General features: G+C 62.2%; 20 protein-coding genes. 18 read left to right on the top strand and 2 right to left on the bottom strand.

Annotated elements, in window-relative coordinates; translation table 11 throughout:
• The gene (locus tag J3P85_RS01525; protein WP_434704657.1) at positions 1–597 is read left to right on the top strand and encodes a DUF924 family protein; all 597 of its coding nucleotides are present in this window, start codon (positions 1–3) and stop codon (positions 595–597) included.
• 122 nt (positions 598–719) lie between these two features.
• On the opposite strand, the gene J3P85_RS01530 is transcribed toward J3P85_RS01525, so the two are convergent.
• A complete protein-coding gene (locus J3P85_RS01530; protein WP_434704658.1) occupies positions 720–2,612 on the bottom strand; it encodes a methyl-accepting chemotaxis protein in 1,893 nt (630 codons plus the stop codon).
• Positions 2,613–2,896: 284 nt separating this feature from the next.
• Here J3P85_RS01530 and J3P85_RS01535 point away from each other — a divergent pair, with 284 nt between their 5' ends.
• Together J3P85_RS01535 and J3P85_RS01540 are read left to right on the top strand one after the other, a co-directional pair.
• Positions 2,897–3,151: a hypothetical protein gene (locus tag J3P85_RS01535; RefSeq protein ID WP_003186715.1), complete on the top strand. Its 255-nt coding sequence runs from the start codon at positions 2,897–2,899 to the stop codon at positions 3,149–3,151.
• Between the two features lie 31 nt (positions 3,152–3,182).
• Complete coding sequence (locus J3P85_RS01540) at positions 3,183–3,752, top strand: lipocalin family protein (protein ID WP_250961905.1); 570 nt, start codon at positions 3,183–3,185, stop codon at positions 3,750–3,752.
• Between the two features lie 137 nt (positions 3,753–3,889).
• Here the strand turns inward: J3P85_RS01540 and J3P85_RS01545 are convergent, their stop codons facing one another.
• Complete coding sequence (locus tag J3P85_RS01545) at positions 3,890–5,254, bottom strand: formimidoylglutamate deiminase (protein ID WP_434704659.1); 1,365 nt, start codon at positions 5,252–5,254, stop codon at positions 3,890–3,892.
• Positions 5,255–5,397: 143 nt separating this feature from the next.
• On the opposite strand from J3P85_RS01545, the gene hutC reads away from it, so the two are divergent.
• The 15 genes from hutC (at position 5,398) to dtd (ending at position 22,622) form a co-directional block, all read left to right on the top strand.
• Complete coding sequence (gene hutC, locus J3P85_RS01550; protein WP_014336125.1) at positions 5,398–6,108, top strand: histidine utilization repressor; 711 nt, start codon at positions 5,398–5,400, stop codon at positions 6,106–6,108.
• On the top strand, positions 6,105–6,674 hold the full coding sequence (locus J3P85_RS01555) for a HutD/Ves family protein (RefSeq protein WP_434704660.1): 570 nt from the start codon (positions 6,105–6,107) through the stop codon (positions 6,672–6,674). The genes hutC and J3P85_RS01555 overlap by 4 nt, the downstream gene beginning before the upstream one ends.
• Positions 6,675–7,124: 450 nt before the next feature.
• On the top strand, positions 7,125–8,813 hold the full coding sequence (hutU, locus tag J3P85_RS01560) for a urocanate hydratase (protein WP_186706120.1): 1,689 nt from the start codon (positions 7,125–7,127) through the stop codon (positions 8,811–8,813).
• A 137-nt stretch (positions 8,814–8,950) separates the two neighbouring features.
• The gene (locus tag J3P85_RS01565) at positions 8,951–10,417 is read left to right on the top strand and encodes a purine-cytosine permease family protein (protein ID WP_434704661.1); all 1,467 of its coding nucleotides are present in this window, start codon (positions 8,951–8,953) and stop codon (positions 10,415–10,417) included.
• A gap of 70 nt (positions 10,418–10,487) precedes the next feature.
• A complete protein-coding gene (locus J3P85_RS01570) occupies positions 10,488–11,456 on the top strand; it encodes an ABC transporter substrate-binding protein (RefSeq protein WP_186706118.1) in 969 nt (322 codons plus the stop codon).
• A 72-nt stretch (positions 11,457–11,528) separates the two neighbouring features.
• Entirely contained in the window at positions 11,529–12,380 is an 852-nt protein-coding gene (locus J3P85_RS01575; RefSeq protein ID WP_181290757.1) for an ABC transporter permease, read from the top strand.
• Positions 12,377–13,207: a quaternary amine ABC transporter ATP-binding protein gene (locus tag J3P85_RS01580; RefSeq protein WP_063323338.1), complete on the top strand. Its 831-nt coding sequence runs from the start codon at positions 12,377–12,379 to the stop codon at positions 13,205–13,207. Before J3P85_RS01575 ends, J3P85_RS01580 begins: the two co-directional genes overlap by 4 nt.
• Before the next feature lie 172 nt (positions 13,208–13,379).
• A complete protein-coding gene (gene hutH, locus J3P85_RS01585) occupies positions 13,380–14,903 on the top strand; it encodes a histidine ammonia-lyase (RefSeq protein ID WP_434706309.1) in 1,524 nt (507 codons plus the stop codon).
• Positions 14,904–15,034: 131 nt separating this feature from the next.
• Positions 15,035–16,567, top strand: coding sequence for a histidine ammonia-lyase (gene hutH, locus J3P85_RS01590; protein WP_434704662.1), 1,533 nt, complete (start codon positions 15,035–15,037; stop codon positions 16,565–16,567).
• 129 nt (positions 16,568–16,696) lie between these two features.
• Complete coding sequence (gene hutI, locus J3P85_RS01595; RefSeq protein ID WP_434704664.1) at positions 16,697–17,899, top strand: imidazolonepropionase; 1,203 nt, start codon at positions 16,697–16,699, stop codon at positions 17,897–17,899.
• An 11-nt stretch (positions 17,900–17,910) separates the two neighbouring features.
• A complete protein-coding gene (gene hutG / locus J3P85_RS01600; protein WP_434704665.1) occupies positions 17,911–18,714 on the top strand; it encodes an N-formylglutamate deformylase in 804 nt (267 codons plus the stop codon).
• Positions 18,715–19,007: 293 nt separating this feature from the next.
• Positions 19,008–19,955, top strand: coding sequence for a choline ABC transporter substrate-binding protein (locus tag J3P85_RS01605; RefSeq protein WP_434704666.1), 948 nt, complete (start codon positions 19,008–19,010; stop codon positions 19,953–19,955).
• A gap of 244 nt (positions 19,956–20,199) precedes the next feature.
• On the top strand, positions 20,200–21,111 hold the full coding sequence (locus J3P85_RS01610; RefSeq protein ID WP_434704667.1) for an alpha/beta hydrolase: 912 nt from the start codon (positions 20,200–20,202) through the stop codon (positions 21,109–21,111).
• 105 nt (positions 21,112–21,216) lie between these two features.
• A complete protein-coding gene (gene pip / locus J3P85_RS01615) occupies positions 21,217–22,188 on the top strand; it encodes a prolyl aminopeptidase (RefSeq protein WP_003196909.1) in 972 nt (323 codons plus the stop codon).
• A complete protein-coding gene (gene dtd, locus J3P85_RS01620; protein WP_434704668.1) occupies positions 22,185–22,622 on the top strand; it encodes a D-aminoacyl-tRNA deacylase in 438 nt (145 codons plus the stop codon). Before pip ends, dtd begins: the two co-directional genes overlap by 4 nt.
• Positions 22,623–22,969: the final 347 nt, after the last annotated feature.

A 22,969-nucleotide genomic window follows, 5' to 3' on the forward strand; every position in this document is an offset into this window, starting at 1 on the left:
ATGGCCGAGCCCTGGCAGCCGTTGCTCGATTGGTGGTTTGGCACAGCCGAAAAACCAGATGAGATCGCAGCTGACAAGGGCAAGCTATGGTTTGGCAAAGGCCATGATCGCCAGGCGCAAGAGCGCTTCGGTGATCAGGTCGAGCAGGCACTGGCCGGCGGATTGACCGATTGGGCGCAACGCCCGGAAGGTTGGCTGGCCTTGGTGCTGCTACTGGATCAACTTCCCCGGATGATCTATCGCAACACCCCCGAAGGTTTTTCCGGCGACCTGCGTGCCCAAGCGCTGGTGGCTCAAGGACTGGCGGCGGGCTTCGACCGGCAACTCAAACCCATCCAGCGCGTATTCATCTACCTCGTACTCGAACACTGCGAAAACCTCGCGGTGCAGAACGAAGCCGTGTCGCGGTTCATCGAGTTGGTTCGAGAACAGCCCGAGGCGCAGCGTGCGGTGTTTGAGGACAACCTGGATTATGCCGAACGGCATCAGAAGATCATTGCGCGGTTTGGCCGCTTTCCCCACCGCAATGCGGTGTTGGGGCGCGAGTCCACGGCGGAGGAAGTGGCGTTCTTGAGCAGGCCTGGGTCCAGGTTCTGAATTTTTTGCGAGGCTGATGCCGTCTTCGCGAGCAAGCCCGCTCCCACAGCTGATCAGGTTTCCCTGGCGGAACGCGGTCAACTGTGGGAGCGGGCTTGCTCGCGAAATGGCCCTTGAAAGCACTAGATCCGGAAACTGCCCACCAACTGCTTCAACCGCGCCGCCTGCTGCTCGAGGTCGGCACAGGCCCGCAAGGTGGCTTGCAGGTTTTCCACGCCTTCCTGGTTCAGCGTATTGATCTCGGTGATGTCGACGTTGATCGATTCCACCACGGCGGTCTGTTCTTCGGTGGCGGTCGCCACGGATTGATTCATGCCGTCGATTTCACCGATGCGTTGGGTCACGCTGCCCAACCGTTCGCCGGCCTGGTTGGCGATGCTGACGCTGCCTTCGCTCTGGCGCTGGCTGTCGGTCATGGTCAGTACCGCTTCCCGTGCGCCGACTTGCAGTTCTTCGATCATCTTCTGCACTTGCTGCGCCGAGTCCTGGGTGCGGTGGGCCAGGTTGCGCACTTCATCGGCCACCACCGCGAAGCCGCGCCCGGCTTCACCGGCCCGGGCCGCTTCGATGGCGGCGTTGAGGGCGAGCAGGTTGGTTTGCTGGGAGATGCTGGTGATCACCTCGAGGATCTGGCCGATGTTCACCGTGTTGCTGTTCAGGGTTTCGATGTTGCCGCACGAATCGCTGATCTTGGCTGACAACTGCTGCATGGCCGCGATGGTTTTATCCACCACTTGCTGGCCATCTTCGGCCAGGTTGCGGGCCTCGCTGGAATGTTGCGAGGCGAGGGCGGCATTCTGGGCGATTTCCTGGGCGGCGGCGCCGAGCTGGTTGATGGCCGCGGCCACGCTGCTGGTGCGCGACGCCTGCTGGTCGGAGTTGAACATCGACGAGTTGGATGCACTGACCACGCGCAGGGCGACTTCGTTGACCTGGCCGGTGGCCGAGGCCACTTCGCGGATCGAGGTGTGAATGCGCTCGACAAAACGGTTGAACGACGTGCCCAGGGCGCCGAATTCGTCCTGGCCGTGGATCACCAGGCGCCGAGTCAGGTCGCCTTCGCCTTCGGCGATGTCATGCATGGCGCGGCCCATGGTCAGCAGCGGTTGCATCAACACGCGGATCAACATGCCCAGCAGGGCGATGATGAACACCACGGCGATGACCATGGCGATCAGCGCCGAAGTGCGGAACTCACTGAGCATCGCCAGGGCGGTGTCCTTGTCGAGCACCAGCGCCACGTACCAATCGGCGCCCGGCACACCATTGACGCGGGTGAAGGAGATGAATTGGGACTTGCCGTCGAGATCGACTTCCTTCACGCCCGGGCTGATTTGCGGCGCGCCGTTGGGGTAGGCCTCGGCCAGGGTCTTGAGCACGCGCTTGCTGTCGGGGTGGATCAGGATCTTGCCGTCGGCGCTGACGATGAACGCGTGGCCGTGGCCGCCGAAGTTCAGCGAGTTGATGATGGTGCTGACGCTGGACAGGTCGATGTCCGCACCGGCCACGCCGATCATCTGGTTCTGGCGTTGTACCGGGGTGGCGACGGTGATCACCAGCTTGCCCGATGAAGCGGCGATGTAGGGTTCAGTGACGATGGTTTGCTGTGCGCTGTTGGCAGCCTTGTACCAGCCGCGGGCGCGCGGGTCGTAGTCGGCGGCGCGATTGCCGGCCGGTACCGAGAACATCACGCCGTCGGTGCCGCCGAAATAGCTGAGCTGGAAGTTGCCGGTATAGGCCGGCAGGCCCACGGCGCGCTTGAGGCTGTCGGCACTGCTGCCGTCCACGGCGATCTGTTGGGCCAGCGATTGCAGCAATTGGATACGGCCGTCGACCCATGTCTGGATGTTACGGCTGGTCAGGCTGCCGAGTTCCTGCATGGAAGTCTCGGTGCTGGCGTGCAGGCTTTGGCGTTGACGGTAGTCGTTGAACAGGATGAAACAGGCGAAAGCAACGGCCACCACGAGGGCAGCAGCCAGCAGGATTTTATGGCTGAATTTCATGTTTCTGGTCATTAAGAACACTACCGCGGAGGGACGGGTCAGGACGGGCTGTCAATTTGCCATAACGCAGGATTTTGCGCTGTGACTTTTTATCGGCGTAGAAGCCCGGCTCATCAGGCGTCCAGGGTCCAATCCCGACGAAAGGTACGACGGCGTCACAAACCGAGTGATTCACCGATGAAACACCTCTGCACGGCCAATAAATACTGGCGGCGCGAGGGAACCAGATAGGGGTTTTCTCTTCTAAGGATCAGGTTGGCACCCTGCCACCTCCCTTCCGTTCCAGGAGTTACACCATGTCGCTGCGTTCTATCGCTCTGCTGTTTATGTGCGTCGTGCTGACCGCATGCAGCAAGGTCAACCAGGAAAACTATTCGAAGCTGTCGGCTGGCATGCCCAAGGCCGAAGTCGAAACGTTGCTGGGGAAACCGACCGATTGCTCAGGCGCCCTCGGCATGTCCAGCTGCACCTGGGGCGACCAGAAAAGCTTTATCAGCGTGCAGTACGCCGGTGACAAAGTGTTGATGTTTTCCGGCCAAGGCCTGAAGTAAACCGAGGCCACAGGCCTGCGGGAGAAAAATAATGATGCGGTTAGTGTTTGTGCTTTTGGCTGGCCTGGTATTGGCTGGCTGTGCCACTTCTGGCGAAGATCCGTTGGCACCCAAGACGGTCAACAGCGTCAATCTCAAGCGTTACCAAGGGACCTGGTATGAGTTGGCCCGCCTGCCCATGTATTTCCAGCGCAATTGCGCGCAATCGGAAGCTCACTACACCCTCAAGCCAGACGGCAACGTGGGCGTGCTCAATCGCTGCCTGACCTCGGACTGGCAGTGGGAAGAAGCCAGGGGCACCGCGACGCCGCAGGTGCCGGGCAAGACCGACAAGCTCTGGGTCGAATTCGATAACTGGTTTTCCCGGATCGTCCCGGGCGTGGCGAAGGGGCAATACTGGGTGCTCTATGTCAGCGATGACTACAAGACCGCCATCGTCGGCGACCCGAGCCGTCGCTACATGTGGCTGCTGTCCCGCACACCGACCGTCAACAGCGTCGTGCGCGAGGAATTGCTGAGCAAGGCGCGCCAGCAGGGCTACGACACGACACGCCTGGTCTGGCGCGCGTCGGACCGGCAGATGGCCAAGACTTCGGACTGACAGTCACCCGAAAACCAATGTGGGAGCTAGCTTGCTCGCGATAGCGGACTTTCAATCAACATTCATGTTGAAGGTAAAGGCCTCATCGCGAGCAAGCTCGCTCCCACATTTGGTATCTGTCACATTGATTTTTGGGGTCAGCCCAGCAATTCGCGCAATACCTGGGTAAACGCCCGGGCGCTTTCCTCTTCGCCGGCATGACGCCCCTCACGCACCACCCACTGTCCGCCGACCATCACATCGCGCACCTGGCGATCGCCGCCGGCGAACAGCCAGCGATTGAGGATCCCGTCGCCCTGGGCCGTGGCCAGGTATGGATCGTTGCCATCGAGCACCAGCCAGTCTGCGCGCTTGCCGATTTCGAGAGCGCCGATCGGCTGCCCTAGGGCCTGGGCACCCCCTTCCAATGCCGCGTCAAACAAGGTGCGGCCAACCATCGGCTGATCCGCCCGATACAAACGGTTGCGCCGTTGATCCCGCAGGCGCTGGCCATATTCCAGCCAGCGCAATTCTTCGACCACGCTCAATGACACATGGCTGTCGGAGCCGATACCGAGGCGTCCGCCCTGGGCGAGGAAATCCACGGCCGGGAAAATCCCGTCCCCCAGGTTGGCTTCGGTGGTCAGGCACAGGCCGGCAATCGCCCGGCTCTTGGCCATGAGGGCGACTTCCCGGGCGTTGGCGTGGGTGGCGTGGACCAGGCACCAGCGCTGATCGACCTCGGTGTTGTCATACAGCCATTGCAGCGGACGCGCGCCGCTCCAGTCCAGGCAGTCGTCGACTTCCTTTTGCTGCTCGGCGATGTGGATGTGCACCGGGCAATCACGGTCGCTGGCGGCCAGCACGTCCTGGATCTGCCCGGGTGTCACGGCGCGCAGGGAGTGGAAGCACAGGCCCAGCGCCTGGGACGCTTGCCCGGCCAGGATCGGCTGCAAGCGCGACTGAAGTTTCAAGTAGTTTTCGGTGCTGTTGATGAACCGGCGCTGCCCGTCGTTGGGTGCCTGGCCGCCAAAGCCGGAATGGCTGTAGAGCACCGGCAGCAGCGTCAGGCCAATGCCGGCGGCACTGGCGGCGTGGCTGATGCGCAGGGCCAGCTCCGCCGGGTCGGCGTAGGGCGCGCCGTCGGTGTCATGGTGGACATAGTGGAATTCAGCGACCGAGGTATAGCCGGCCTTGAGCATTTCGATGTACAGCTGGCGGGCGATGATGCCGAGTTGGTCGGGGCTGATTTTTCCGACGAGGCGGTACATCAAGTCGCGCCAGGTCCAGAAACTGTCGTTGGGATTGCCCGCCACTTCCGCCAGCCCGGCCATCGCCCGTTGGAAGGCGTGGGAGTGCAGGTTCGGCATGCCCGGCAACAGCGGACCGCCCAGCCGTTCGGCGCCGTCTGCGTGGGAACCGGCCTGGATATGGGTCAGGACGCCTGCGGCATCCACCTCAAGACGTACATCATCGGCCCATCCACTAGGCAGCAGCGCGCGTTCGGCAAAGAAGGCGGACATGGTTCAACCTCATCGTGCGTAATTTGTATATACATATACAGACGTTTGCCTGGCCGGTAAACTCCGGCAAGCTAGCAACCTTATTCGCAGAACAGGGAACCGCCGTGCCGACTCCGCCTGCCAAACCGCCGCTGGCCGCAAACATGGGTGACAGTCCGGCGCCCTTGTACGCCCGCGTTAAACAAATGATCACCCAGCAGATCGACAGTGGAAACTGGCCTCCGCATTACCGTGTGCCGTCGGAAAGCGAGCTGGTCAGCCAGCTGGGTTTCAGCCGCATGACCATCAACCGTGCCCTGCGGGAAATGACCGCCGACGGCCTGTTGGTGCGCATGCAGGGCGTCGGCACCTTCGTGGCCGAGCCCAAGAGCCAGTCCGCGTTGTTCGAAGTGCATAACATCGCGGATGAAATCGCCTCCCGTGGTCATCGTCACAGCTGCAAGGTCATCACCCTGGAAGAAGAGGCGGCCGGTTCCGAGCGGGCCCTGGCCCTGGACATGCGTGAAGGCCAGAAGGTGTTCCATTCACTGATCGTGCATTTCGAGAACGACATCCCCGTGCAAATCGAGGACCGTTTCGTCAACGCACTGGTGGCACCTGAATACCTCAAGCAGGACTTCACCGTGCAAACCCCCTACGCCTACCTGAACCAGGTTGCGCCGCTGACCGAAGGCGAGCACGTAGTGGAGGCGATCCTGGCCGAGCCGAGCGAATGCAAGCTGTTGCAGATCGAAAGGGGCGAGCCGTGCCTGTTGATCCGTCGCCGCACCTGGTCCGGGCGCCAACCGGTCACCGCCGCACGCCTGATCCATCCGGGCTCCCGTCACAGTCTGGAAGGGCGTTTTCATAAATGAGCCAATTGAAAGTGTTACGTGCCGCGGATTACCCGCGCATGCCTTGGAAGAACGGCGGCGGCAGTACCGAGGAAATCACTCGCGATGCCGGCACCGGCCTGGAGGGTTTCGGCTGGAGGCTGTCGATTGCCGACATCGGTGAGTCGGGTGGTTTTTCCACCTTCGCCGGTTACGAGCGGGTCATCAGTGTCTTGCAGGGTGACGGCATGACGTTGAATGTCGATGGTCAGGCTACGCGGGCGCTTTATCCGCTGGACGCTTTTGCGTTCAGCGGCGAGAGCCATGTGCATTGCACGCTGTTGGGCGGACCGATTCGTGACTTCAATCTGATCTACGCACCGCAGCGTTACCGCGCGCGATTGCAATGGTTGGGCGGCCAGCAACGGTTTTTCAGCGAGGCGGCAACGGTGCTGGTGTTTAGTGCCGCTCCGGGACTGGCTATCAAGATCGGTGAGTCCGCCGTGGACTTGGGCCTCTACGACTGTTTGCAACTGAGCGGTAACACCGGGTTGGTGGATGTCTCGACCCACGGCCAATGCTGCGTGATCGAGCTGACGGCCCACTAAAGAAGTCCTGCGCCAGAGTTTTTGTGGCGAGGGAGCTTGCTCCCGCTGGGGCGCAGAGCGGCCCTGTTTTTTGGGGCTGCTGCGCAGCCCAGCGGGAGCAAGCTCCCTCGCCACAAAAAGCGTGTTTATTGTTCCTTCCGCACGCACCAACTTGTTACCGAACGCCCCAGCGTGGCGCAATACCACGCTTCTGTGCCCCTCCGATTTCCCCCTCGAAAACCCTCTTCAAAAATTTCATGCAGCTCAGCAGCCCATAAATCATAAGGCTTTCAGCCATTTCCCCAACCGGTCCTGAGCAGTGTCGCCAACAAGTTGGCCGCTTGATTGCATATGCTTGTACATACAAGTAAAGACGTATGCGTATGAGTCGCCGATATTCAACGCAACGTTCATAGAAATCGCTGCCCACTGCCCGGGCTGGTCTGGATTGATCGCTGAGGAGTTTTTGCTGTGACCGACGCTACCCGCAAACCCGAAAAATACCGTGACGTTGAAATCCGCGCCCCTCGCGGTAACACGCTGACCGCCAAGAGCTGGCTGACCGAAGCGCCGCTGCGCATGCTGATGAACAACCTCGACCCGGAAGTGGCCGAGAACCCCAAGGAACTGGTGGTCTACGGTGGCATCGGCCGCGCGGCGCGCAACTGGGAGTGCTACGACAAGATCGTCGAAAGCCTCACCCACCTGAATGACGACGAAACCCTGCTGGTGCAATCCGGCAAGCCGGTGGGTGTGTTCAAGACCCACAGCAACGCCCCCCGCGTACTGATCGCCAACTCCAACCTGGTGCCGCACTGGGCCAGTTGGGAACATTTCAACGAACTCGACGCCAAGGGCCTGGCCATGTACGGCCAGATGACCGCCGGCAGCTGGATCTACATCGGCAGCCAGGGCATCGTGCAAGGCACCTATGAAACCTTCGTCGAGGCCGGTCGCCAGCATTACGATTCCAACCTCAAGGGCCGCTGGGTCCTGACCGCCGGCCTGGGCGGCATGGGCGGTGCGCAACCGTTGGCCGCGACCTTGGCCGGCGCATGCTCGCTTAACATCGAGTGCCAGCAGGTGAGCATCGATTTCCGCCTGAAAACCCGCTACGTCGACGAGCAGGCCAAAGACCTCGACGACGCCCTGGCGCGCATCGAGAAATACACCGCTGAAGGCAAGGCCATTTCCATCGCGCTGTGTGGGAATGCGGCCGAAATCCTGCCGGAAATGGTCCGTCGTGGTGTGCGTCCGGACATGGTCACCGACCAGACCAGCGCCCACGACCCCCTCAACGGCTATCTGCCGGCCGGCTGGACCTGGGACGAATACCGTGCCCGCGCCAAGACCGAGCCCGCCGCCGTGGTGAAGGCCGCCAAGCAATCGATGGCCGTGCACGTCAAAGCCATGCTGGCCTTCCAGAAAATGGGCGTGCCGACCTTCGACTACGGCAACAACATCCGCCAGATGGCCCAGGAAGAAGGCGTCGAGAATGCCTTCGACTTCCCGGGTTTCGTCCCGGCCTACATCCGTCCGCTGTTTTGCCGCGGCATCGGCCCGTTCCGCTGGGCGGCGCTGTCCGGTGACCCGCAGGACATCTACAAGACCGACGCCAAGGTCAAGGAACTGATCCCCGACGACGCCCACCTGCACAACTGGCTGGACATGGCCCGCGAGCGCATCAGCTTCCAGGGCTTGCCGGCACGGATCTGCTGGGTTGGCCTGGGCCAGCGCGCCAAGTTGGGCCTGGCGTTCAACGAGATGGTGCGCAGCGGTGAGTTGTCGGCGCCGATCGTCATCGGCCGCGACCACCTCGATTCCGGCTCCGTGGCCAGCCCGAACCGTGAAACCGAATCCATGCAGGACGGCTCCGACGCCGTTTCCGACTGGCCGCTGCTCAATGCCTTGCTCAACACCGCCAGCGGCGCGACGTGGGTGTCGCTGCACCACGGTGGCGGCGTCGGCATGGGCTTCTCCCAGCATTCGGGCATGGTGATCGTCTGCGACGGCACCGACGAAGCGGCCGAGCGGATTGCCCGCGTGCTGCACAACGACCCGGGCACTGGTGTGATGCGCCATGCCGATGCCGGTTACCAGATCGCCATTGATTGCGCGAAGGAGCAGGGGCTGAACCTGCCGATGATTACCGGCAAGTAATCCCGGATCCCTTGTGGGAGCGAGCTTGCTCGCGATATCGGTGGATCAGTACCGGTTCCGTCTACTGACACGCCCTCATCGCGAGCAAGCTCGCTCCCACAGGGATGAATTGCAGAACAATCCACAGAGGTTGAACCATGGCTGTCACCAGCACACGCGCAAGCAGCAAGCCGTTGATCGAGAAACGTTCGATCGACTACATCCCGGAAGCGGAGCGACACGGTCGGCTGTTGAGCCAGTTCACCCTCTGGATGGGGGCCAACCTGCAAATCACTGCAATCGTCACCGGTGCATTGGCGGTGGTGCTGGGCGGTGATGTGTTCTGGTCGTTGATCGGTTTGCTGATCGGCCAGGTGCTCGGCGGTGGCGTCATGGCGTTGCATGCCGCCCAAGGGCCAAAGCTTGGCCTGCCGCAGATGATCTCCAGCCGGGTGCAGTTTGGTGTGTATGGCGCGGCCATCCCGATCGTGCTGGTGTGCCTGATGTACCTGGGTTTCACCGCAACGGGAACCGTGCTTTCCGGCCAGGCGCTGGGCCAGTTGTTTGGCGTCAGCGACAGTGTCGGCATCCTCATTTTCGCCAGTGTCATCGTGCTGGTCACGGTGCTCGGGTATCGGGTGATTCACTTCATTGGCCGTGTCGCCAGCGTGATTGGTGTGATTGCCTTTGTTTACCTGTTCGCTCGCCTGATCAGCCAGACCGACGTGGGCGCACTCCTGCAAATCCGCCATTTCAGCTGGAGCAGTTTCCTGCTGGCGGTGTCGCTCGCGGCCTCCTGGCAGATCGCCTTCGGCCCCTACGTGGCGGACTATTCGCGTTACCTGCCGAGCAAGACCTCTTCGGTGAAAACCTTTTTTGCCGCAGGTGCCGGTTCAGTCATCGGCGCGCAAGTGGCGATGATCCTCGGCGTGTTTGCCGCCGCCTCGGCCAACGGGCAGTTCGCTGGTCACGAAGTGGCCTATATCGTTGGCCTGGGCGGTACCGGTGGCACGGCTGCGTTGCTGTACTTCAGCATCGCGTTCGGCAAGGTCACCATCTCCACGCTGAACTCCTACGGCAGCTTCATGTGCATCGCGACCATCATCAGCGGGTTCCGAGGACACCTGAACGTAACGCGTGTGCAGCGCCTGGTATTCGTGCTGTTCATTGTCGGCGCGGCGACCTTGATCGCGCTGCTCGGCCAGCACTCGTTCCTCGGTGCGTTCAAGTCCTTCATCTTGTTCTTGCTGGCGTTCTTCACACCGTGGAGCGCGATCAACCTGGTGGACTACTACTGCATCACGCGCGAGCGTTATGACGTGCCGGCACTGAACGATCCGAAGGGTCGCTACGGTCGCTGGAATGCCCTCGGCATCAGCGTCTACGTCTTTGGTGTACTGGTTCAGTTGCCGTTCATTGCCACCAAGTTCTATACCGGTCCGTTGGTGAAAGCCATGGGCGGTGTGGACATCTCCTGGATCATCGGCCTGGTGGTCCCGGCGGCGCTGTATTACGTCGTCGCCAGGAAGTGGCACAGCGCAGTACCCGATCAATTGATCCTGCCGGTCGAGCAGGACGCGGTTGACGCACAACCGAGCAGGGCGGGCCGCATCCAAGCGGTCTGATGGGACGTTGACAGGGCTGGATGCCTCTTGACTGCCGTAAGCCAATCCAACTGATTAGGAGCGTCACATAATGAAGTCGAACAAGACCCTGCTGACCACATTGCTTTCCATGGGCCTGCTGGCCAGCGCCGGCGCCACGCAAGCGGCCGGTTGGTGCGAGTCGGGTAAACCGGTGAAATTCGCCGGCCTGAACTGGGAAAGCGGCATGCTGCTGACCGACGTCCTGCAAGTGGTGCTGGAAAAAGGCTACGACTGCAAGACCGACAGCCTGCCCGGCAACTCCATCACCATGGAAAACGCCCTGAGCAGCAACGACATCCAGGTATTTGCCGAAGAGTGGGTCGGCCGCAGTGAAGTCTGGAACAAGGCCGAGAAGGCCGGCAAGGTGGTCGGCGTCGGGGCCCCGGTGGTGGGCGCCATCGAAGGTTGGTACGTGCCGCGCTACGTGATCGAAGGCGATGCCAAGCGCAAGCTCGAAGCCAAGGCCCCGGGCCTGAAGAACATCGCCGACCTGGGCCAGTACGCCGCCGTGTTCAAGGATCAGGAAGAGCCGTCCAAGGGCCGCTTCTACAACTGCCCGGCCGGCTGGACCTGCGAGCTGGACAACAGCGAAATGCTGAAGAGCTACGGCCTGGAAAAAACCTACACCAACTTCCGTCCAGGCACCGGCCCGGCCCTGGATGCGGCGGTGCTGTCGAGCTACAAGCGTGGCGAGCCGATCCTGTTCTACTACTGGTCGCCAACGCCGCTGATGGGCCAGGTGGACTTGGTCAAACTCGAAGAAAAACCCGGCGTGGATAAAAGCGTGAGCATCAAGGTCGGCCTGTCCAAGACCTTCCACGACGAAGCCCCGGAACTGGTGGCGGTGCTGGAAAAGGTCAACCTGCCGATCGATATCCTGAACCAGAACCTCGGGCGCATGGCCAAAGAGCGGATCGAGTCGCCGAAACTGGCGAAGATCTTCCTGAAGGAACATCCTGAAGTCTGGCACGCCTGGGTCAGTGAAGACGCTGCCAAGAAAATCGACGCGGCTCTGTAGGTCGAATCTTTCCCGGCCAACCGTGGGGCTGGCCCGGGACATTCACCGCATCCACCTGATCGAGAGTCTCTTATGTTTCCCGAAAGCTTTACCTTCTCCATCGCCGACTGGGTCAACGGTTGGGTCGATTCCCTGGTGACCAATTATGGCGATGTGTTCCGGCACATCTCCGACACCCTGCTGTGGGCCATCGTCAACCTCGAAGGCCTGCTGCGCATGGCGCCGTGGTGGTTGATGCTGGCCATCGTCGGCGGCGTTGCCTGGCACGCCACCCGCAAGGTCGTCGCTACGGCGGTGATCGTCGGCCTGTTGTTCCTGGTGGGTGCGGTGGGCCTGTGGGACAAATTGATGCAGACCCTCGCCCTGATGCTGGTGGCGACGCTGATCTCGGTGATGATCGGCATTCCCCTGGGCATTCTCTCGGCGCGCAGCAATCGCCTGCGTTCGGTGTTGATGCCGTTGCTGGACATCATGCAGACCATGCCGAGCTTCGTGTACCTGATTCCGGTGTTGATGCTGTTTGGCCTGGGCAAGGTCCCGGCGATCTTCGCCACGGTGATCTACGCCGCGCCGCCGTTGATTCGCCTGACTGACCTGGGCATCCGCCAGGTGGACGGTGAAGTGATGGAGGCGATCAACGCCTTCGGCGCCAACCGTTGGCAGCAGCTGTTCGGCGTGCAACTGCCCCTGGCCCTGCCGAGCATCATGGCCGGGATCAACCAGACCACCATGATGGCCCTGTCGATGGTAGTCATCGCCTCGATGATCGGCGCCCGTGGCTTGGGTGAAGATGTGTTGGTGGGCATCCAGACCCTCAACGTCGGGCGTGGCCTGGAAGCGGGCCTGGCCATCGTGATTCTCGCCGTGGTCATCGACCGCATTACCCAGGCCTATGGTCGTCCTCGGCATGAGGTGAGCAAATGAACAACGCAGCCATCAGCAAGATCGAAGTCAAGAACGTCTTCAAGATTTTCGGCAACCGCTCCAAGGAAGCCCTGGAGCTGATCCGCCAGAACAAGACCAAGGACCAGGTGCTGGCCGAAACCGGCTGCGTGGTCGGCGTGAACGACCTGTCGCTGAGCATCGGCACCGGTGAGATCTTCGTGATCATGGGCCTGTCCGGCTCCGGCAAATCCACGTTGGTGCGCCACTTCAACCGGCTGATCGATCCCACTAGCGGCGCGATCCTGGTGGACGGCGAAGACATCCTGCAACTGGACATGGACGCCTTGCGCGAATTTCGCCGGCACAAGATCAGCATGGTGTTCCAGAGCTTTGGCCTGCTGCCCCACAAGAGCGTGCTGGACAACGTCGCCTACGGCTTGAAAGTGCGCGGCGAGAGCAAGCAGGTGTGCGCCGAGCGGGCGCTGCACTGGATCAACACCGTGGGCCTGAAAGGCTACGAGAACAAATACCCGCACCAGCTCTCCGGCGGCATGCGCCAGCGCGTCGGCCTGGCCCGGGCCTTGGCGGCGGACACGGACATCATCTTGATGGACGAAGCCTTCAGTGCCCTCGACCCGCTGATCCGCGCGGAAATGCAGGACCAGTTGCTGGAACTGCAAAAGACCCTGCACAAGACCATCGTTTTCATCACCCACGACCTCGACGAGGCCGTGCGCATCGGCAATCGCATTGCGATTCTCAAGGACGGCAAGCTGATCCAGGTCGGCACGCCGCGGGAGATCCTGCACTCGCCGGCGGATGAGTATGTCGATCGGTTTGTGCAGCGCAGGGCTGCCGTGGTTTGAGGTTGTGGTGGCTGGCGCGCTTTTGTGGCGAGGGAGCTTGCTCCCGCTCGGGCGCGTAGCGGCCGCTTCTTTTGGGCCTGCTGCGCAGTCCAGCGGGAGCAAGCTCCCTCGCCACAGAGGCTGTGTCTTTAGCCAGATGTGCTGCTGAAAAGAATTTTCCATGAGGTTTGAGATGTCCCAGGCTGAAAAAATCATCATCACCGGCGCCCCCCTGCGCTGGCAGGACGTGGTCGCCGTCGCCCGCTTCGGCGCTGTGCTCGAGCTGTCGACCCAGACCTGGGCGCGGATCGACAATGCCCAGGCCATCGTCCAGCGCATCGTTGCCAGCGGCGAACGCGCCTATGGCGTCAACACCGGCCTGGGCGCCTTGTGCAATGTCTCGCTCAAGGATGAACAACTCAGCCAACTGTCGCGCAACACCCTGCTCAGCCATGCCTGTGGCGTCGGCCCGGCGCTCTCCGACGAGCAGACCCGGGCGATTCTCTGCGCCGCCATCCACAACTACAGCCAGGGCAAGTCCGGCATCCACCGCCGCGTGGTCGAGGCGTTGCTGGCCCTGCTCAATCGCGGCATCACCCCGCAAGTGCCGTCCCAGGGTTCGGTGGGTTACCTGACCCACATGGCCCACATCGGCATTGCGTTGCTGGGCGTTGGCCAGGTCAGCTATCGCGGGCAAATCGTCCCGGCGCAACAGGCCCTGGCCGCCGAAGGTTTGCAACCGGTGCAACTGGGGGCCAAGGACGGTTTGTGCCTGGTCAACGGCACGCCGTGCATGACCGGTCTCAGTTGCCTGGCCTTGGCCGATGCCACGCGGCTGGTGCAATGGGCCGACGTGATCGGCGCCATGAGTTTCGAGGCCCAGCGCGGCCAGATCGCCGCGTTCGACGCCGACGTCATGGCGCTTAAGCCGCATCCGGGCATGCAGCAGGTCGGCGTCAATCTGCGGGCATTGCTCGACGGCAGCGAGGTCATCGCCGCGAGCCTGGGCATCCGCACCCAAGACGCCTTGAGTATCCGTTCGATTCCCCAGGTACACGGCGCGGCTCGCGACCAATTGGCCCATGCCCGGCAACAGATCGAATCCGAACTCAACTCGGTGACCGATAACCCGCTGCTGCTGGGGACACCGGAGAACTTCCGGGTCATGTCCCAGGCCAATCCCCACGGCCAATCGGTGGCGTTGGCGGCAGACCTGCTGGCGATTGCCATGGCAGAGATCGGCTCCATCGCCGAGCGCCGCCTCGACCGTCTGATCAACCCGCACGTCAGCGGCCTGCCAGCCTTCCTGGTGGCCAACCCCGGCGTGAACTCGGGGATGATGATCGTGCAATACGTCGCCGCATCGCTGTGCGCGGAAAACAAGCAATTGGCGCAACCGGCGGTGCTGGACAATTTCGTCACCTCCGGGTTGCAGGAAGACCATCTGAGCATGGGCACCAACGCCGCCCTGAAGCTGCACCGGGCGTTGGAAAACTGCACGCAGATCCTCGCCATCGAATACCTGCTGGCGGCCCAGGCCTTTGAATTTCTCAAGACGCAGCGCTTCGGCGCCGGGACGGACATCGCCTGGAAGTTACTGCGCGAGCGTGTTCCGGCCTACGACCAGGACCGCTGGCTGGCGCCGGACATCGCCAGCGCCGCCGGGCTGCTAAAAGATCCGAACGTGCTGCACAACGTACTACCCAATTTGAACTGATCAAAAATAGCGCCAGCGTGCCAAGGCACCTATAGCCCACAAGGCATCGCCCAAAAAGCGAAGGTGACGGATAACGGAACATTCCGGAGCGACTGGCGGGTGAAAAACAAAACTCTCAAAAGGAGCAATACATGACTGCCTTAAACCTGATTCCCGGCCAATTGAGCCTGGCTCAATTGCGTGACATCTATCAGCACCCGGTCACCCTGAGCCTGGACGCCAGCGCGTCGGCGCAGATCGAGGCCAGTGTTGCGTGCGTGGAACAGATCCTCGCCGAGAACCGTACCGCCTATGGCATCAACACCGGTTTCGGCCTGTTGGCCTCGACCCGCATCGCCAGCGAAGACCTGGAGAACCTGCAGCGCTCCCTGGTGCTGTCCCATGCCGCTGGCGTGGGCGAGCCGATCAGCGATGCGCTGGTGCGGTTGGTCATGGTGCTCAAGGTCAACAGCCTGAGCCGGGGTTTTTCCGGCATCCGTCGGCAGGTGATCGATGCGCTGATTGCGCTGATCAATGCCGAGGTCTACCCGCACATCCCGCTCAAGGGTTCGGTCGGTGCGTCCGGTGACCTGGCGCCGCTGGCCCATATGTCCCTGGTGCTGCTGGGCGAAGGCAAGGCCCGCTACAAGGGCGAATGGCTGCCGGCCGTCGATGCCCTGAAAGTCGCCGGCCTCGCGCCCCTGACCCTGGCCGCCAAGGAAGGCCTGGCGCTGCTCAACGGCACCCAGGTCTCCACCGCGTTTGCCCTGCGTGGCCTGTTCGAAGGCGAAGACCTGTTCGCCGGTGCCCTGGCCCTGGGCAGCCTCACGGTGGAAGCGGTGCTCGGTTCGCGTTCGCCATTCGATGCGCGTATCCATGCCGCCCGCGGCCAGAAAGGCCAGATCGATGCCGCCGCGGCCTACCGCGACCTGCTGGGCGAGCGCAGCGAAGTCTCCGATTCGCACCAGAACTGCGACAAGGTCCAGGACCCGTACTCCCTGCGCTGCCAGCCGCAAGTGATGGGCGCCTGCCTGACCCAGTTCCGCCAGGCTGCCGAAGTGCTGGTGATCGAGGCCAACGCGGTGTCGGACAACCCGCTGGTGTTCGCTGCCGAGGGCGACGTGATTTCCGGTGGCAACTTCCACGCCGAACCGGTGGCGATGGCCGCCGACAACATGGCCTTGGCGATCGCTGAGATCGGCTCCCTGAGCGAGCGGCGCATTTCGCTGATGATGGACAAGCACATGTCGCAACTGCCGCCGTTCCTGGTGGCCAATGGCGGGGTGAACTCCGGCTTCATGATTGCCCAAGTGACCGCGGCCGCCCTGGCCAGTGAAAACAAGGCGCTGTCCCACCCCCATTCGGTGGACAGCCTGCCGACCTCGGCCAACCAGGAAGACCATGTCTCCATGGCCCCGGCCGCCGGCAAGCGCCTGTGGGAAATGGCCGAGAACACTCGCGGGATTCTCGCGGTGGAATGGCTCGCGGCGTGCCAGGGCCTGGACCTGCGCGGTGGTTTGAAAACCTCCGCCAAGCTGGAGCAGGCCAGGGCATTGTTGCGTGCAGAAGTGCCGTTCTATGAAAAGGACCGGTTCTTTGCGCCGGACATCAATGCAGCCAGCGAGCTGTTGGCGAGTCGGTGCCTGAACGAATTGGTTACGGCGCAGTTATTGCCGAGCCTGTAAGGGCCCCTTCGCGAGCAAGCTCGCTCCCACAGGGGACCGGTGTCGAGCCCTTCATTTGGGGTACACCCCTGATCCCTGTGGGAGCGAGCTTGCTCGCGATCCGATTTTGAATGCGACGAGGAAACCGGGATGAAAACCCTCTGGCAAAACTGCCACGCCGCCACCATGGCCCAGGGCGTCTACTCGATCATCGAAGACGCCGCCATCGTCACCCAGGGCGAGCACATTCATTGGATCGGCCCGCGCGCCGAGTTGCCAGCAGGCGACTACCCGGCGGTCTACGACCTCAAGGGCGCCTGGGTCACGCCGGGGCTGATCGATTGCCACACCCACACGGTGTTTGGCGGCAACCGCAGTGGTGAGTTCGAACAGCGCCTGCAAGGTGTCAGCTACGCCGAAATCGCCGCGGCCGGCGGTGGCATCGCCAGTACCGTGCGCGCCACCCGCGCCGCCAGTGAAGACGAGCTGTTCGCCAGCGCGGCCAAACGCCTGAAAAGCCTGATGCGTGACGGCGTGACCACGGTGGAAATCAAGTCCGGTTATGGCCTGGACCTGGCCAGCGAACGCAAGATATTGCGGGTCATTCGCCGTCTCGCTGCCGAACTTCCGGTCAGCGTACGCAGCACCTGCCTGGCGGCCCACGCCTTGCCGCCGGAATACAAGGACCGCGCCGATGATTACATCGAGCACATCTGCACCGAGATGCTGCCGGCCCTGGCGGCAGAGGGGCTGGTGGATGCGGTGGACGCCTTTTGCGAATACCTGGCCTTTTCCCCGGAGCAGGTCGAGCGGGTGTTCATCACTGCACAGCAATTGGGCCTGCCGGTGAAGCTGCACGCCGAACAGTTGTCATCGCTGCACGGTTCCAGCCTGGCGGCGCGTTACCAGGCGCTGTCGGCCGATCACTTGGAGTTCATGACCGAAGACGACGCCATGGCCATGGCCGCGTCCGGCACCGTGGCGGTGTTGCTGCCGGGGGCGTTTTATTTCCTGCGCGAAACCCAGCTGCCACCCATGGATGCCCTGCGCAAGCACGGCGTGAAAATCGCCGTGGCCAGCGACCTCAACCCCGGCACTTCGCCGGCGTTGTCGTTGCGCTTGATGTTGAACATGGCCTGCACCTGTTTTCGCATGACCCCGGAAGAAGCCTTGGCGGGGGCGACGATTCATGCGGCCCAGGCCTTGGGTATGGCGCAGACCCACGGTTCGCTGGAAGCCGGCAAGGTCGCGGATTTTGTCGCCTGGCACATCGACCGCCCCGCTGACCTGGCGTACTGGCTCGGTGGCGATCTGGAAAAACGCGTCGTGCGTCACGGCGTGGAAATCGATTGAGGAGAACGGTTGTGGAGAAGGTCCTGAATTTCAAGCAAGGGCGCGTGCCGCTGTTGATCAGCATGCCCCACGCCGGCCTGCGCCTGACCCCGGCGGTACAGGCCGGGTTGATCCCTGAGGCCCAGAGCCTGCCAGACACCGACTGGCACATTCCAAGGCTCTACGAATTTGCCGCCGAGCTGGGCGCCAGCACCCTGGCCGCCGAGTACTCGCGGTTCGTCGTCGACCTGAATCGCCCCGCCGATGACAAGCCGATGTACGTCGGCGCCACCACCGGTCTGTACCCGGCGACGCTGTTCGATGGCGTGCCGTTGTTTCGCGAAGGACTGGAACCGTCGGCCGAGGAGCGGGCGACGTATCTGCAACAAGTCTGGATGCCGTACCACCAGGCGCTGGCGCAGGAGCTGGCGCGGCTCAAGGCCGAGTTCGGCTATGCCTTGCTGTTCGATGCCCACTCGATCCGTTCGGTGATCCCGCACCTGTTCGACGGCAAGTTGCCGGATTTCAACCTGGGCACGTTCAACGGCGCCAGCTGCGACCCGGCCCTGGCCAGCCAACTCGAAGGCATTTGCGCCCGCCATGATCAGTTCACCCATGTGCTCAACGGGCGTTTCAAGGGCGGGCACATCACCCGGCATTACGGAAACCCGGCCGAGGACATCCACGCGGTGCAACTGGAGCTGTGCCAAAGCACCTACATGGAAGAGTTCGAACCGTTCAATTACCGCGCGGATCTGGCGGCGCCGACCCAGGTGGTGCTCAGGGAGTTGTTGGAAGGCTTCCTGGCGTGGGGGCAAAAGGCCTACAAACGTTAACCTGTGACCAAGCAGTCTTTGTGAAGGACTTCTTGTGAACAGGGGCTTCTGTGGCGAGGGAGCTTGCTCCCGCTGGGTGGCGAAGCCGCCCTCGCTTTTTTTGGTTGCTACGCAACCGAGCGGGAGCAAGCTCCCTCGCCACAAAAACATTTCAAGCCCCTCTCCCTGTCGCCACCGTGCAAAACCAAGTCGCCACAGTTCACCTTTGCCCCCTCGACGCTGCGTAATGTTCCAGGCACGGTGCACCTAGACACCGACCTACAACAATCCACTGCCGCACGAGACCCCTCGCGATGAAAAGACTGTCCAAGCGCTGTCTGTCGTTCCTCTGCGGTACCGTTCTACTAAGCTCCGGCGCGATGGCCGCCGAGCCTGCATCCTGCCAGGCCGTACGCATGGGCGTGGTCAACTGGACCGACGTGATCGCCACTAGCGGCATGGCCGACGTGTTGCTCACCGGGCTGGGCTACGAAAGCAAGCAGACCAGCGCCGTGCAGCAGATCATCTTCGCCGGCATCCGCGACAAGCGGCTCGACATCTTCCTGGGTTATTGGAAACCGGCGATGGACAAGAACATCGCCCCATTCCTGGTTGCCAACCAGGTGAAGGTCCTGGATAAACCCAGCCTGGCCGATGCCCAGGCCACCTTGGCCGTGCCGGACTACGTGGCCGCGGCGGGGCTCAAGACCTTTGACGACATCGCCCGGTTCAAGGATCAGCTCGGTGGCAAGATCTATGGGATTGAGCCAGGCAGTGGCGCCAACACCACCATCAAGACCATGATCGAAACCAATCACTTTGGCCTCAAGGACTTCAAGTTGATCGAATCCGGTGAGGCCGGGATGCTGGCGGCGGTACAGCGGGCGGTTAATCGCAAGGAGTTCGTGGTGTTCGTTGGCTGGACCCCGCACCCGATGAACATCAACATGAACATCGCCTACCTGACGGGCAGCGAAGACGTCTATGGTCCGAACGAAGGCGCCGCGACCGTGTCCACGGTGACCGCGCCGGACTACGCCCAGCGTTGCCCCAACGTTCAGCGGCTGCTGGAAAATCTCACGTTCACCGCCGCCCAGGAAAGCCAGCTGATGGTGCCGATCATGGAGCGCAAGACACCCCAGGACGTCGCCCGGCAATGGCTGCGCGAGCATCCCGAGGATCTGCAGCGCTGGCTCGCTGGCGTGACCAGCTTCGATGGCAAGGATGGAATTGCGGCGGTGCAGGCCAGTCTCAAGAACTGACACAACCTTGTGGACACTGATACCCCTGTGGCGAGGGAGCTTGCTCCCGCTGGGTTGCGAAGCAGCCCTAGAAAAAAAGCGGGCGCTGCGCACCCGAGCGGGAGCAAGCTCCCTCGCCACAGAAGCCACAGAAGCCACAGAAGCCACAGAAGCCACAGAAGCCACAGAAGCCACAGAAGCCACAGAAGCCACAAAAGCTAAAAACGGCTGAGCCACATCCTCTTTCGACGCATGGCAACCCAAGATGGCCTACCCACTTTCCCAGGCAATGTCCGCCTTCATCGACAAAACCCTGAGCTTCACCGCCCCGGACGACAGCCTCGACGGTTCGCGCCAGGCCTACAGCCAGATGTGCCGGGCGTTTACCCCGCCGCGTCCGCCAACGCTCGCGGTGGAGGATTTGCAGTTGGCCGGCGTGGCCATCCGGGCCTATCACCCGCGCATTGCGCCGCCGCTCGCCGGCTGGCCGTGCATTCTCTACCTGCACGGTGGCGGTTGGGTGGTGGGGGACCTGGACTCTCATGACTTCATCTGCATGGAACTGGCGGCTGAGCTTGGCGCGTTGGTCGTGGCGGTGGATTACCGGCTGGCCCCGGAGCATCCGTTTCCGGCCGCGTTCGAAGATTGCCTCGCGGTGTGGCACCACTTGGCGGACACCCCGTTTACCATCGACCCGCGTCGCCGGGCGGTGGCCGGTGACAGTGCCGGCGGCAATCTCGCCGCTGCGTTGTGCTTGGCCTTGCGCGACGCCGGGCAGCCGTTGCCCCGGGCCCAGGTGTTGATCTACCCGGCGCTTGGTGGCCCGGCGGATTTGCCCTCACGCCAAGCGTGTGAAGATGCCCCGCTCTTGAGTGGCCGCGATCTGGAGCGCTATGAGGCGCTGTACCTGTGTGGCGCCCGGCCCACGCCTTATGCCATGCCGCTACTCGCCGAGGACCTGGGCGGCGTGCCGCCAGCGCTGGTTGCCGTCGCGCAATGGGACCCGCTGCGCGACGATGGTGTCCGTTACAGCGAACGGCTGAAAGCCGCAGGGGTGGACTCCGTGCTGTATATCGGCGAAGGGCTGGTCCACGGTTGCTTGCGTGGCCGGGGCCAGGTGCCAGAGGTCGATCAGTTGTATCGCACGCTGCTGGCGTTCCTGGCTGACATGCTTTGACTGCGCAGGGGGCATGCTCATTCAGGTGATTCGGGTTTATGATGCCGGACGGCAGATTAAATAGACGTCCCCACAGGGATGACTCGACCCCTTACGGAGCGCGCAATGCAGACTTTGTACCCGCAGATCAAACCCCATGCCCGGCACGATCTGGCTGTCGATGACACCCACACGCTCTATGTCGATGAAAGCGGTTCCCCGGAAGGTCTGCCAGTGGTGTTCATTCACGGTGGCCCGGGTGCTGGCTGCGACGCGCAGAGCCGTCGCTACTTCGATCCGAACCTTTACCGTATCGTCACCTTCGACCAGCGCGGTTGCGGTCGCTCCACCCCCCACGCCAGCCTGGAAAACAACACCACCTGGGATCTGGTCGAAGATCTGGAGCGCATCCGCAAGCACCTGGGCATCGAAAAATGGGTGCTGTTCGGCGGTTCCTGGGGCTCGACCCTGGCCCTGGCCTACGCCCAGACCCATCCGGAGCGGGTGCATGGCCTGATCCTGCGTGGGATCTTTCTCTGCCGTCCGCAGGAAATCGAGTGGTTCTACCAGGCTGGCGCCAGTCGCCTGTTTCCCGACTATTGGCAAGACTACATCGCGCCGATTCCCCTGGATGAGCGCGACGACTTGCTCAGCGCTTTCCACAAGCGCCTGACCGGTAACGACCAGATTGCCCAGATGCATGCGGCCAAGGCCTGGTCCACTTGGGAAGGTCGTACCGCGACCCTGCGGCCGAACCCGCTGGTGGTCGATCGTTTCTCCGAGCCGCAGCGGGCGCTGTCGATTGCCCGGATCGAATGCCACTACTTCACCAACAATGCATTTCTCGAACCCAACCAGTTGATTCGCGACATGGGCAAGATCGCCCATTTGCCGGGCGTCATCGTGCACGGCCGCTACGACGTCATCTGCCCGTTGGACAACGCCTGGGAGCTGCATCAGAACTGGCCCAACAGCGAACTGCAGGTGATCCGCGACGCCGGTCACGCCGCTTCGGAGCCGGGAATTACCGATGCGCTGGTGCGCGCTGCTGCGCAAATGGCCCGGCGCCTGCTCGACCTGCCGCCCGAAGAAGCATGAAGGGGCTGTTGCAACGTGTGCGCCGCGCACGGGTCGAAGTAGCCGGTGAGATCGTCGGGGCCGTAGACCAAGGCTTGCTGGTGCTGGTGGCCGTCGAGCCCGGGGATACCCGGGCCAGCGCCGACAAACTCCTGCACAAGCTGCTTAACTATCGCGTGTTCAGCGACGCCGAGGGCAAGATGAACCTGTCCCTGGTGGATGTCGGTGGTGGGCTGCTGCTGGTGTCGCAGTTCACCTTGGCGGCGGACACCAAAAGCGGCCTGCGTCCAAGTTTTTCCACGGCCGCACCTCCGGCCTTGGGCGAAGAGTTGTTCAACTATTTGCTGGCCCAGGCGAAACAGGTGCATGGCACAGTGGCATCAGGTAGATTCGGCGCCGACATGCAGGTGCATCTGGTCAATGATGGCCCGGTAACCTTCCTGTTACAGTCCTGAAAGCGTTTGAAACATCTTTTCCGTTCTGTTTCGAGGCTAAACAGGGAGTTTTCTCGATAAATACTTTGCTACCCCTGATGCGTTGTCACGCGGGCTACTAGATAATCGCGCGCTACGGGGGATCAGCGTTCGCTGGTCCATTTGACTTAGGTAGAGACTTGTCCTGAACCGTTTGGGGAATCATTTTGCCCCGTCGGAGTCGGAACAATGCTCGCCAACTTGGCAAGAGTGGTCCGCAGGAACGGTTTTTCAGCGCCGTTACCGTGTAGATACTTTATCTGGCCGTTGGTTTTTTGATCAGTTTTCGGCGAGGGTTGCTCGTGATTGTTAGTCCCTGTAATGCACCA

This window comes from Pseudomonas sp. Z1-12 (genome assembly GCF_051132015.1).
Taxonomy (GTDB): Bacteria; Pseudomonadota; Gammaproteobacteria; order Pseudomonadales; family Pseudomonadaceae; genus Aquipseudomonas; species Aquipseudomonas zanjanensis.

Bases quoted from the DNA above. Each gene is read 5' to 3' on its own strand.
- J3P85_RS01545 (WP_434704659.1), bottom strand. From the start codon at position 5,254: ATGTCCGCCTTCTTTGCCGAACGCGCGCTGCTGCCTAGTGGATGGGCC.
- dtd (WP_434704668.1), top strand. From the start codon at position 22,185: ATGAAGGGGCTGTTGCAACGTGTGCGCCGCGCACGGGTCGAAGTAGCC.
- J3P85_RS01540 (WP_250961905.1), top strand. From the start codon at position 3,183: ATGATGCGGTTAGTGTTTGTGCTTTTGGCTGGCCTGGTATTGGCTGGC.
- J3P85_RS01570 (WP_186706118.1), top strand. From the start codon at position 10,488: ATGAAGTCGAACAAGACCCTGCTGACCACATTGCTTTCCATGGGCCTG.
- J3P85_RS01565 (WP_434704661.1), top strand. From the start codon at position 8,951: ATGGCTGTCACCAGCACACGCGCAAGCAGCAAGCCGTTGATCGAGAAA.
- hutC (WP_014336125.1), top strand. From the start codon at position 5,398: ATGGGTGACAGTCCGGCGCCCTTGTACGCCCGCGTTAAACAAATGATC.
- J3P85_RS01555 (WP_434704660.1), top strand. From the start codon at position 6,105: ATGAGCCAATTGAAAGTGTTACGTGCCGCGGATTACCCGCGCATGCCT.
- J3P85_RS01605 (WP_434704666.1), top strand. From the start codon at position 19,008: ATGAAAAGACTGTCCAAGCGCTGTCTGTCGTTCCTCTGCGGTACCGTT.
- hutI (WP_434704664.1), top strand. From the start codon at position 16,697: ATGAAAACCCTCTGGCAAAACTGCCACGCCGCCACCATGGCCCAGGGC.
- J3P85_RS01535 (WP_003186715.1), top strand. From the start codon at position 2,897: ATGTCGCTGCGTTCTATCGCTCTGCTGTTTATGTGCGTCGTGCTGACC.
- J3P85_RS01530 (WP_434704658.1), bottom strand. From the start codon at position 2,612: ATGACCAGAAACATGAAATTCAGCCATAAAATCCTGCTGGCTGCTGCC.
- J3P85_RS01525 (WP_434704657.1), top strand. From the start codon at position 1: ATGGCCGAGCCCTGGCAGCCGTTGCTCGATTGGTGGTTTGGCACAGCC.
- J3P85_RS01610 (WP_434704667.1), top strand. From the start codon at position 20,200: ATGGCCTACCCACTTTCCCAGGCAATGTCCGCCTTCATCGACAAAACC.
- hutH (WP_434704662.1), top strand. From the start codon at position 15,035: ATGACTGCCTTAAACCTGATTCCCGGCCAATTGAGCCTGGCTCAATTG.
- hutH (WP_434706309.1), top strand. From the start codon at position 13,380: ATGTCCCAGGCTGAAAAAATCATCATCACCGGCGCCCCCCTGCGCTGG.
- J3P85_RS01575 (WP_181290757.1), top strand. From the start codon at position 11,529: ATGTTTCCCGAAAGCTTTACCTTCTCCATCGCCGACTGGGTCAACGGT.
- J3P85_RS01580 (WP_063323338.1), top strand. From the start codon at position 12,377: ATGAACAACGCAGCCATCAGCAAGATCGAAGTCAAGAACGTCTTCAAG.
- pip (WP_003196909.1), top strand. From the start codon at position 21,217: ATGCAGACTTTGTACCCGCAGATCAAACCCCATGCCCGGCACGATCTG.